This window comes from Paucihalobacter sp. (assembly GCF_036825875.1).
Classification (GTDB): Bacteria; Bacteroidota; Bacteroidia; order Flavobacteriales; family Flavobacteriaceae; genus Paucihalobacter.
Genome location: NZ_DAISXK010000023.1, coordinates 34,461 through 45,832 on the forward strand (window position 1 = coordinate 34,461; position 11,372 = coordinate 45,832).

Annotated in this window: 11 protein-coding genes and 1 tRNA gene; 2 read left to right on the top strand and 10 right to left on the bottom strand. The window is 34.9% G+C overall.

Translation table 11 applies throughout. The features are described from left to right. Nucleotides 1-13: 13 nt before the first annotated feature. The 5 genes from V7Z48_RS08235 to V7Z48_RS08255 form a co-directional block, all read right to left on the bottom strand. Nucleotides 14-709 (bottom strand): LytR/AlgR family response regulator transcription factor, encoded by a 696-nt coding sequence (locus tag V7Z48_RS08235; protein WP_334112932.1) that lies wholly within the window; start codon nucleotides 707-709, stop codon nucleotides 14-16. A 1-nt stretch (nucleotide 710) separates the two neighbouring features. Then, the gene (locus V7Z48_RS08240; protein WP_334112933.1) at nucleotides 711-1,676 is read right to left on the bottom strand and encodes a sensor histidine kinase; all 966 of its coding nucleotides are present in this window, start codon (nucleotides 1,674-1,676) and stop codon (nucleotides 711-713) included. Between the two features lie 76 nt (nucleotides 1,677-1,752). Beyond that, nucleotides 1,753-2,409 (bottom strand): hypothetical protein, encoded by a 657-nt coding sequence (locus tag V7Z48_RS08245; protein WP_334112934.1) that lies wholly within the window; start codon nucleotides 2,407-2,409, stop codon nucleotides 1,753-1,755. Nucleotides 2,410-2,591: 182 nt separating this feature from the next. Further along, complete coding sequence (locus V7Z48_RS08250; RefSeq protein ID WP_334112935.1) at nucleotides 2,592-4,016, bottom strand: SLC13 family permease; 1,425 nt, start codon at nucleotides 4,014-4,016, stop codon at nucleotides 2,592-2,594. A gap of 11 nt (nucleotides 4,017-4,027) precedes the next feature. Beyond that, nucleotides 4,028-4,771: a DUF2490 domain-containing protein gene (locus V7Z48_RS08255; RefSeq protein ID WP_334112936.1), complete on the bottom strand. Its 744-nt coding sequence runs from the start codon at nucleotides 4,769-4,771 to the stop codon at nucleotides 4,028-4,030. A gap of 208 nt (nucleotides 4,772-4,979) precedes the next feature. Here V7Z48_RS08255 and pckA point away from each other — a divergent pair, with 208 nt between their 5' ends. Continuing rightward, nucleotides 4,980-6,581 carry a phosphoenolpyruvate carboxykinase (ATP) gene (pckA, locus tag V7Z48_RS08260; RefSeq protein ID WP_334112937.1) on the top strand — a complete coding sequence of 534 codons (1,602 nt, stop codon included), beginning with the start codon at nucleotides 4,980-4,982 and terminating at the stop codon, nucleotides 6,579-6,581. Between the two features lie 91 nt (nucleotides 6,582-6,672). Here pckA and V7Z48_RS08265 read toward each other — a convergent pair whose 3' ends face one another. The 4 genes from V7Z48_RS08265 to fumC all read right to left on the bottom strand — a co-directional run bounded on the left by V7Z48_RS08265 (nucleotide 6,673) and on the right by fumC (nucleotide 10,789). Further along, nucleotides 6,673-7,158, bottom strand: a complete 486-nt coding sequence (locus V7Z48_RS08265) for a YybH family protein (protein ID WP_334112938.1) — start codon at nucleotides 7,156-7,158, stop codon at nucleotides 6,673-6,675. 73 nt (nucleotides 7,159-7,231) lie between these two features. Beyond that, entirely contained in the window at nucleotides 7,232-7,906 is a 675-nt protein-coding gene (locus V7Z48_RS08270) for a M24 family metallopeptidase (RefSeq protein ID WP_334112939.1), read from the bottom strand. Between the two features lie 22 nt (nucleotides 7,907-7,928). Then, complete coding sequence (locus V7Z48_RS08275) at nucleotides 7,929-9,332, bottom strand: T9SS type A sorting domain-containing protein (protein ID WP_334112940.1); 1,404 nt, start codon at nucleotides 9,330-9,332, stop codon at nucleotides 7,929-7,931. A 59-nt stretch (nucleotides 9,333-9,391) separates the two neighbouring features. Next, a complete protein-coding gene (fumC, locus tag V7Z48_RS08280; RefSeq protein WP_334112941.1) occupies nucleotides 9,392-10,789 on the bottom strand; it encodes a class II fumarate hydratase in 1,398 nt (465 codons plus the stop codon). Between the two features lie 218 nt (nucleotides 10,790-11,007). On the opposite strand from fumC, the gene V7Z48_RS08285 reads away from it, so the two are divergent. Beyond that, on the top strand, nucleotides 11,008-11,190 hold the full coding sequence (locus tag V7Z48_RS08285; protein WP_334112942.1) for a hypothetical protein: 183 nt from the start codon (nucleotides 11,008-11,010) through the stop codon (nucleotides 11,188-11,190). Between the two features lie 106 nt (nucleotides 11,191-11,296). Here the strand turns inward: V7Z48_RS08285 and V7Z48_RS08290 are convergent. Then, nucleotides 11,297-11,372 (bottom strand) — tRNA-His (locus V7Z48_RS08290).

An 11,372-nucleotide genomic window follows, 5' to 3' on the forward strand; every position in this document is an offset into this window, starting at 1 on the left:
TATAATGAAGTTATTATGATTTTAGATTTTCAAGAAATTCAGCTTTATATTTCAAACCAATTGGAATTGAAAGCTTTTCAATATGAATAGTATTTCCCTCTACAACATTAATTAAATTTTTGTTGACTACAAAAGATTTATGGCAACGCGCAAACTGCTCGGAAGGTAATTCTTTCAAAAAATTACTTAGTGAGTTATTGACCACCACAACTTTCTCGGTAGTATGAATTTTTATATAATCGCCAAAGGCTTCTACAACCAAAATTTTATCGATAATTATTTGATGTAAAACTTTATTGGAATTTACAACAATAGATTGATTTGCAATAGTTGGCAGATTCTTTAATTTCTCTAAAACCTTGTTTACCGCTGCGAAAAAGCGTTCAAAGGCAATAGGCTTTAGTAGGTAATCAACAGCATTTATGTCAAAAGCTTCCAAGGCGTATTGCGGATAAGCCGTTGTGAGAATAACTTCGGGAGGATCTGATAAAGATTTGTAAAAGTTCAATCCCGAAACTTTTGGCATATTGATATCTAAAAAAATCAGATTGATGTCTCGGTGTTTATCAAGTGCTTTTTCGGCTTCTTCAGTATTAAAACAAAGTGATTTAATGTCGATAAAATCAATCATACTTATAAAATGCTTTAAGACGGCTTGTGCCGATGGTTCATCGTCAACAATGATGCATTTTATAGGTTTGGTAATCATTTTATAGATTGATTTGTAGCGAAACTTTATACAAAAATGGCGTTTCTTGAATGTTTAGACTATGATTTTGTGGATAAACAATTTTGAGATTTTCCTGAACGTTTTTCAGTCCGACGCCACCATTGTTCTCCAACTCTTTTTGAAAATTAGAATGTACGCTGTTTTCAATCTCAAAGTTAAACATTGTATCTTTCTGGAACAGTGCTATATTGATAAAATTTTGTTCAACTTTATTCATTCCGCCATGTTTGTAGGCGTTTTCAATTAATGGCAGTAATAGCATTGGATAGATTTCAAAACTTGGATTTTCAACAGTGCTAATCAGCTGCGTTTCGAGTTTGGTTGCGCTTCTGTTTTTATTAAAAGCAATATAACTCTTAATGAGTTCAAGTTCTTGACTGATCATTACTTTTTTGGTGTTGGCATCGTAAATAACGTACCTTAAAATATCCGATAGCTGCAAAACCGCATCTTTGGTGGTGGATTTCTGTTCTAGCGACATCGCATATATGACATTCAGTGCATTAAATAAAAAATGCGGGTTGATTTGGGAGCGCAGTGCCGATAGTTGCGATTGTGTAATTTGATGCGCATCTCTAATGATTTTATTTTGAGTCTGATTGAAATAAAACCAATCTTCGGCTAACTTTATTAAGGTGACAGCAATAATCGCGATACTTAAAATGGTGGTAAAACTTGAATTGCTGTGATATGAAATAAAAAAGTAATTTTTAAAAAGCGCATCTATAATTACAATAAAGAAAAGATTAAAACTTATCGCACTTATGGCGATAAGTGCCACAAAAAGAAAAAAGAAACTTAAATAGCGTTCTTTCTTTAGAAAATAAGGAATAAGAATATAAAGATTAAGACTTACCGGAATCACCAACGCAGCAGTGTAGGCCAATGTATATAAGTAATCAACTCTTAATGCCTGCTCGTTTTTGGTGAAAATAAAAAGTAGCACTAAATAGGTTAAGCACCACAAAAAAATATTAAAAATTAGTGCATTGTGGTGCTTGAACTTGAAATAAGACTGGATATTAATTTCCAAGTGGCGTTAAATTGTAAGTTTCAGAATCTTTCCATTTGTCTTCAATGTCACTTTTCACAAATTTTTGCAGAAATTGATACAATTCGTTAGAGGTTGCGGTAAGCACCAAAGTTTCATCAACACCAACTGTTTCGTGTTTTAGTTTGAGTTGGCTTTTATTGAAAAGTTCACTAATCGGTTTTTCATCTAACCATTGCAACTGAATAGCATTATTTTCTAATTTATTCATTTTGGCCACCGAATGTGTTTTTAATAAGTGCTGCATCGCTAACGAATTGCTTTCACTATCGTCAAAAGCAATGGGCGTAAAATCTAAAAAAGTCTCGTTATAAACCTTAAATGGCACTACTAGAAAGGCAGCTTCCTTTTCTTTTTTAACTTTATTTACCACATAGGCTTGTTTGTATTTTTCAAGTGCTTCTAAATCGTCTTTAGAGTATTTGGACGGATTGGAACTATCTTTTTCGAAAGCTTCTTTAAAGGACATGATTTCCCATTCACCCTGTTTGTTATCGGTAAATTTTCCCAACAACGATTTTTCAAAGCTCACTGCTTCGCTCACATAAAATGGTTGAATGGATTTTACGATACAAGCTTGTAGACTGAGCAGTAATATAACTACGCCAAAAAATTTTAAGATTTTCATATTATTTGTTTTAATTGAACTGGGCAAACTTATGGTCTTAGTCTGATCAATGAAACTAAAATTCGATGAATAATGGTTTGCACATGACGAACAATAAATTTACTGTATCCATATTTTTTAATGTCAATTCGGAATGTTATATGACATTACAAAACTCATATAAGAATTATAAATCTGAACATTTATCCAAAATGAAACAAACTAAAACTTAAAATTGTGTACACAATGATAATTGCTGGTCCTAGTAAACCAACAAATATGCCTCCAGGGAAAAACTCTTTCTGGCTAACAATACCCATACTAAATGCAACGGCATTTGGTGGTGTTGAAACCGGAAGCAACAATGCACAAGATGCAGATAAACCAATAATTACAGGTAAAAATGCCACATTCGCACCGGGAATGATACTTACCAAAGAAATTCCTACCGGAACTAAAATCGTGGTAGCTGCGGTGTTACTCATAAAATTAGACAACAATACTGATACATAGCCAAATATTACAATCATAACGTAATAATTCAATTCAAAATGGTTGATACTTTGCACAAAATATTCCGCAATGCCTTGTTCTTGAATGGCCAAACCAAGCGATAATCCACCGGCAACCAACATAAGTGTATCCCAAGGTAATCTTCTTACATCTTCAGAATCTATGATACCTAACATCGTTAACAACACAATTGGGACACCAGAAACTACTGCTACGGGAATACCTGTCCACTGAGAGGTTAACCACAGTAAAAGCGTTCCTGCCAAAATTACTAAAACAATGTTCTTTCTGATTATATCTTCTTGCGTTAGAGGAACAATTTCGGTTTTAAGAAACTCTAAGGAAATGTGCTCAGTTTTTAAATTATATTTTTTCACCAGTAGCTTGTAAAACAAAAAGACTAATAAAATAGCTGCTGGTACACCTATAACCATCCATTCAATAAATGAAATTCTAATACCAATACCTTCAAGTGCACCAACGGCAATGGCATTTGGTGCTGAACCAATAATGGTACCCATTCCGCCAATTGAGGCTGCTGCAGGCACTCCAATGAGTAATGCTCTAATTAATGAAGCATCTTTCCCTAATGTTAAAATAAGTGGTGCAATAGAAGCTAAAATCATAGAGGTTGTTGCTGTGTTGCTCATCAACATTGAAAGCGCGGCAGTTACCATCATTAATCCTAGCAATACATTTTTAGAGTTACCACCAAGCTTGGGTAAAATAAATTTTAAAAGGGATTCGTCTAGTTGTGTTTTCCGCATACCTTCCGCGAGGAAAAAACCTCCAAGAAACAACCAGATTACACCATCAGACCAGGTTTGTACATATTGCGTAACATCAATATCGGGATTAGAACCCATTGAAAAAACAAGAAAACCAATAATTAAAATACCTACTGCAAAAGGCGGGATTGCTTCTGTAATCCATAAGCCAATTGCTAAAAACAACAAAAACAATGTGTAATCCTGTGTTGAGGTAAAGCTTTCATCTCGCAACACATACACTAGAAAAAAGGATGTCACCAAGGTTGTTAAAAAGAAAATGGTCTTGGTTTGTCTTTCAATTTTTTTGGTGTATTTTGAGAGCGAATAGGATCTTGAATCAGACATAATGATGTAAGTTAGTTTTGTTGTTTAGTTCTTAAATCGAAGTTATGAAAAACCATTAACATAGCCGTATTTGCAAATGTTTTACTGCCGTCTGTTGTGGGATTTTTTATCATGTTTAAATATCCAAGTTGAATTCTTAGATTGTCAAATTTATAACCAATTCCAACAGTGAAGCGGTTTTGATTAAGTCTAAAACCTTTGGTGACATTTTTACCCGTATCATATAAAATTTCATTATAACTGTAGGCGTACCACTCAGTGTTTTTCTCTGAATTTTTATATATCGGATATTGAGCCATCAAGAAATATCGCAAACGCCAGTTAAATTCATAGTTGTCTAGCAAAAAATTATCTTCAATTTCTTGTCTAAATCGGGCATCGTATCTAAACCTGTTGGTTATGGTAAATTTATTGAGATTAAATGTCGCTGTAGTTTGTCCCCAAGGTCGATATTCGTTTCGAGTAGGAGTGAGATCATTTCTGCTATAAAGCCACAAGCGCGCAAATCCTAAGGTACTTGTACCTCTCACTTTTTCGCTAAAATTAAAATGGTAAGTGGCACCAGTTCTCACAATTAAAAAGCTTTCAGGCACAAAATGTGCATCGTTCCAGATTGAAATTCTGTCGCTTACTCGTGCGCTGGTTAGATAGCCAATCCAAACCTGATTCTCGTAAATAAAATCTTCCTGAGCAAGTGATTTCAAACTTGAAAAAACGAAAATTGCATAGCAAAAAATAAGTTGATAGAAATTCATGATTCATCATTTATTTCAAAAAACAAAGATACGCACAACTCCCACACATTTCAGGTGATTTATATCATGTAATCTATTGTTTATGAATGTTTTTTGCGAAAACGTTTGCGTTAGTTTAAAGTGAAAACATGATTATTGTCAGCTATTTTAAACAGTTAATTATCGTACTTTGTAATGCATAGTTAAGGTCTAATTAAAATTATATATCATGAAAAATATTAGAGTTATTAAAGAATTACACGACTTAGGAATTACAGGTTACCATGAAGTATCTTACAATCCGAGTTATGAGGAGCTATACAAAGCCGAAGTATCTACCATGCGCAAAGGTTTTGAAAAAGGAGCGGTTACCGATTCTGGAGCAGTAGCTGTTAAAACAGGAGTATTTACAGGTCGATCTCCAAAAGATAGATATATAGTTTTAGACGAAGTTACTAAAGATACTATTCATTGGGATGGCACTGTAAATAAGCCAACTACAAAAGAAATTTATGACAACTTAAAGGATTTGGTTTTAGAACAATTATCCGCCTCCAAAAAAATATATGTGGTTGATGCTTTTTGCGGCACAAATCCTGATACACGATTAAAAGTGCGTTTTGTTATGGAAGTCGCATGGCAAGCACATTTTGTAACCAATATGTTTATTAGACCATCACATTATGAACTAGAGAATTTTGGCGAACCTGATTTTATCGTAATGAATGGTTCAAAAACTACCAATCCAAATTGGAAGGAACAAGGTTTAAATTCTGAAAATTTTGTGGTATTCAATCTTACAGAAAAGATACAGATTATTGGTGGCACTTGGTACGGTGGTGAAATGAAGAAAGGTATGTTTGCTATGATGAATTATTATTTGCCATTAAAAGGAATGGCATCGATGCACTGCTCTGCTAATGTTGGAGAAGATGGTGATGTGGCCGTGTTTTTTGGACTTTCAGGCACGGGAAAAACAACCTTATCTGCCGATCCTAAACGATATTTGATAGGTGATGATGAACATGGTTGGGACAATAATGGGGTGTTTAATTACGAAGGTGGCTGTTATGCCAAAGTAATAGATCTTTCTGAAGATAACGAACCAGATATCTATCGAGCCATTAAACGTGATGCTTTACTAGAAAATGTAGTAGTGAATGAGTATGGAGAAATTGATTTCTACGATCATTCAATTACTGAAAACTCTAGAGTTTCATATCCGATTTATCATATTAATAAAATTGTATTGCCTTCTAAAGCAGGTCACGCTAGTAAAATAATTTATCTGTCTGCCGATGCTTTTGGTGTGTTACCTCCGGTGTCTATTTTAGATGATGAGCAAGCGCAATACCACTTCTTATGCGGTTATACTTCTAAACTAGCTGGAACCGAAAGAGGCATAACAGAACCACAGCCTTCGTTCTCGCCTGCATTTGGAGAAGCATTTTTAACCTTGCATCCTACTATGTATTCAAAAACGCTGATTGGTAAAATGAAAGAACACAATGCCAAAGCATATTTGGTTAACACCGGATGGAATGGAACAGGCAAGCGTATTTCTCTTAAAAATACACGCGCTATTATTGATTCAATTTTAAATGGTTCTATAGATAAAGCCGAAACGACTCATGTTCCTTATCTGAATTTGACTATTCCAACAAAATTGAATGGTGTGACCGACATTTTAGACCCAAGAACCACTTATAAAAGTGTTTCAGAATGGGAAACTAAAGCCAAGAGTTTAGCTGCTAAATATATTTCAAACTTTAATCAATATACCGATACCGATGAAGGTAAGAAACTTATGGCTGCAGGACCACAGTTATAATTTATTTGAGTTTTAAAAGAAAAAGGGTTGCCGTTTGCGGCCCTTTTTTGTTTTAGACATATTTTTTATAGTCAATTTTAAAATTTAATTACTATTCTAAGGTGTTGAAAATAAATGATTTTATTTTCCATTCGTCATCATTTGATTTTTCCCAATTTACAACACTTCGCGCTTTATAAATCCATGCTACGCTGTCGTTTCTTACCCAGTTTACTTCAAAATTGCCGTATTCTACCGCGGTATTTTCGGCGAATGATACGTCCTCGATTTGATGTTGATATTTGGTCGAGATATTATTGTCGAACAAGAAGTCATAGAATTCTTTTATTTCCTTTTTCCCTGTTTTCACTTCAAATTCAGGTGGAATATTTTTGGCATCTTCAGCAAAAATTTCGACTAATCCATCAGAATTCATGGCATTCCAATGTTCGGTAAAATTAGACCATAAGGCTGAAATTTCAGGCTCAGGATTTAGAGGTTCCGTTTTCTTTTCTTCACAAGCTAAAATTAACAGAATCAAAAACAGTGAGGTTAAAAAAATAGATTTTTTTCTTGTAAATGAGGTTGATTGTATCATGACAGGAACGATTTAATTGGTTAGTGTCATGAAAGTTAATAAAAATATTTCAAATTTTCAATCATCTTACTAATCAGCACAACAACTGTTCAAAAAAGCCACCAATTTTTTTCTTTTTATCTACAAAGTGTATTTCAAGTATCCAATGCCTTTTGTTACCCTTGGCATCTACCGTAAACATGTTTAGATTGTTTTCTGGATGTATGTATAAGCCATAATTATTAGACTCAATCTTTTCATGCGGAAACTGCCCGATTAAATGACCACCAATTTCGCCACCGTATTCCCAGCCATAGTTATTGGCAACTTTTGTGATGTGATTGTAAAAGGTTGAAGCAGTTAATTCGGTTTGCTGATGAAACCAGTCCTTAACTTCGTACCAAGCTGTTTCGATGTCGGTTTTAAGTTTTATTTTGTAGGCATCATGGCCAAGCACAAAGGTTCTTCCAAAATCGGCTTCCCAATCTTCGAAAATGGGTCCGAAATCTAAAAATACAATATCATCAGGTTGAATTACAAGGTTTGGAGGGTTGTCATCGTAAGGTCTAAGGGTGTTTTCTCCAGATCTCACAATGCGTTTATGCCAATATTTTTCAATTCCGAACATGTCAAACGCTAATTTGAAAATATCAGTGTTTACGTCTTTTTCGGTTTTTCCAGCTTTTATAATTTGACGCTTTTCAATTTCATCAAATAATTGGCTTGCCTTTGCTTCGGCTTCTATTAAATTTTTCAGACTCTCAGACATCACATGAATGCTTCATCAAAAATTACTGTTTCAAAAATTTGATGGTAACGTTATTTTCTAAAAGTTGAAGGAAATAAACACCAGGTGCATAATTTTTCACCTCAATACCTTCGTTTTCATTTGGGAGGCCTTGGAAAACCTTTTGACCCAATTGGTTGAAAATAGCGATTGGCTGAGAATTATTTTCAATACCTATTAAATAAATAAAATCAGCTGTTGGATTTGGAAACACACTTATATTTTGACTTTCAAGCGCATCAAGCGATAAGGTAATAAGTTCATTTTCAAAATAATTTAAATCGTTTTGATTGAAAGCCGCGTTAGCAATATCCAAATCACCATCGTTGTCAAAATCGGCGACTGTAAAAACGTAAGCCTGATTTTGGGTAGCATCGATTACTGCCTCGGAAGCAAAACTTCCTGAACCCAAATTTTTAAACCAAACAATATCATTTCCTGCGCCAGACGATCCACTACTTAAAATAATATCTCTGAGTCCATCATTATCTAAATCGAACATTCTAACGCTTGCCGGATTACCAATACTGGTTGTAAATTGTGTTTCTATATAATCGGTTCCGTCAAATTCATACCAATAAAAATTACCTGTTCCAGCAGTAGTAGATAAATCGGTCGCTAGGATATCGAAGTTATTATCACCATCTACATCATCAAACTTCACATTAAAAAAGTATTGCTTGTTTGTGGTAACCGGATTGGTTTCTTTTGTAAATGTGTTAGTGCCTCCCGGAAATAAATCATTTCTATAAACTTGAACGCTATTATTGCCTTGGGGTGTTGATGCGGTTGCAACCACCAAATCTAAATCACCGTCGCCATCAATATCACTCATGCTCATAGATGCAGGCGCTGTAATGCTACCATCTATTAAATTGCCAGCTCCAAAATTTCCAATTCCATCTCCTTCATGCCAAGAAACTGAATTGCCAAAGTAGGCAGATACTACCAAATCTTGAATACCATCGTTATTGACATCAGCAAAAAGAAAATCAGCAGCACCACTAACGCCAGAAACTATAGTTTGCTGGCTTCCGAAGTTTCCATTTCCATCATTTTCAAACCAAACAACATTGTTACTTGAAAATCCGTTTGCAACAATATCTAAAAATCCATCACCATTTACATCAAATAATTTGACACCAGTTATAAAACTTAGTGTGTTCGAAATTAAAGGTTGCAAAGTAAAGGTGCCATCACCGTTGTTTAAATACCATTCTAAGGTGCTGCCATTAGCAGTGCCAATGACAATATCAGCAAAAGCATCTCCATTTATAAAACCAGAATCGATGGTGTAAGGAGCCGCACCTGTATTATTATTAATCGTTACTTTAGGTGCAAAGGTCGTTTGAGCCGCTACTATTACTGGAAGTAATATTGTGAAAAGAAAGTGTAGTTTTTGCTTCATGGGAGTTGAAATTTAAGTTTAAGAGTTGGATTAATTAATTGACTCTCAAAATTATAAAATTATTTCAAACTTCCAACCATTTCTTCAGGTTTTACCCAGTTATCGTAATCTTCGGCGGTAACGTAACCTAAGTTTATAGCTTCTTCTTTTAAGGTTGTACCATTTTTATGCGCTGTGTTGGCAATTTCGGCTGCTTTGTAATAGCCAATTTTTGTATTTAAAGCGGTAACAAGCATCAGTGAATTATTCAAAAGTTGTTTGATCACACTGTGATTAGGTTCTATGCCGATAGCACAGTTAACATCAAAACTTACGCAAGCATCACCGATGAGTTGCGCCGATTGTAATACGTTGGCTGCCATAACTGGTTTAAACACGTTTAATTCGTAATGACCCTGGGTACCGCCAACTGTTACAGCTACATCATTACCCATCACTTGAGCGCAAACCATGGTAAGCGCTTCGCATTGTGTAGGATTTACTTTTCCTGGCATGATGGAACTTCCGGGTTCGTTAGCTGGAATGATGATTTCACCAATACCACTTCTCGGTCCTGATGCCAGCATTCTAATATCGTTTGCAATTTTATTCAATGAAACGGCCAATTGTTTTAATGCGCCATGGGTTTCAACCAAAGCATCGTGGGCTGCTAGTGCTTCAAATTTATTTTCGGCAGTTATAAACGGTAAACCAGTAAATTCAGCGATGTATTTTGCTACCAAAACGTCGTAGCCATCTGGTGCGTTTAAACCAGTGCCAACCGCTGTGCCACCAAGTGCTAATTCGCTCAAATGAGGCAAGGTATTTTCTAAAGCTTTTAAACCGTGGTTTAATTGGGAAACATATCCTGAAAATTCTTGTCCCAAAGTTAATGGCGTGGCATCCATTAAGTGTGTTCTTCCTATTTTAACCACATTTTTAAAGTCGGTTGATTTTTGTTGTAAAGTATCTCGAAGCTGTTTAACACCAGGAATGGTAACATCTTTAATTTTTTTATAGATGGCAATGTGCATACCAGTTGGAAAGGTATCGTTAGACGACTGCGATTTGTTAACATCATCGTTTGGTTGTATGGTTTTATCGCCTTCACCAATTATTTTGCCAGCAATTTGATGCGCACGGTTAGCAATAACTTCGTTAACATTCATATTGCTTTGGGTTCCAGAACCTGTTTGCCAAATAACCAAAGGAAACTGCGAATCGTGCTGACCAGTTAAAATTTCATCGCAGACTTTTGCAATTAAATCTCTTTTTTCAGCGGCTAAAACTCCGAGATCGCAATTGGTATACGCAGCTGCTTTTTTAAGGTAAGCAAAGCCATAAATAATTTCTAAGGGCATTGAAGCTTCTGGTCCGATTTTGAAATTATTTCTGGAGCGTTCTGTTTGTGCACCCCATAATTTATCTGCAGGGACTTTTACTTCGCCCATGGTATCTTTTTCTATTCTGTAATCCATGATTTATTGGTTAAATTAAGTACTACAAAATTACTAATTTTTAGTAGAAGGAATTGCCGTTTTTATACAGAATGATAGGTAAAAGGCTAAAGATTTCAATATGATTATAGAAGGTTTGACTTTTTGGTGTTTTAGTTAGTTTCCTGTTAATAAATACTAGTTTTCTTCTTGTTTAAGATTATTTCTTAGTTTATATTTGCACAACAAACACTGTAATTATGTTCGAATTTGACCAATATTTAGGATTTTTAGCATTTTTAACTATATTGACTATTGGCTTTTGGTTAATGATTTTTTTATTAACCTTCGTAATACCATATTGGTTATTTGGCGCTTCTATTGAGCGTTTTAAAGAAATTTTAGCCGAAAGAAAAGCTAAAAGAGAAAGGGCATCACATTAATTGAAACTAAAAAATAGGTATAAAGGAAATCGAAAGGTTTCCTTTTTTTCTGCCTAAAAGTGAGGCACAAAAAAAGCCCTTCTGAAAAGAAAGGCTTGTTAATTTTGGGTGGAAGATCGGTCTCGAACCGACGACCTCCTGAACCACAATCAGGCGCTCTAACCAACTGAGCTACAACCACC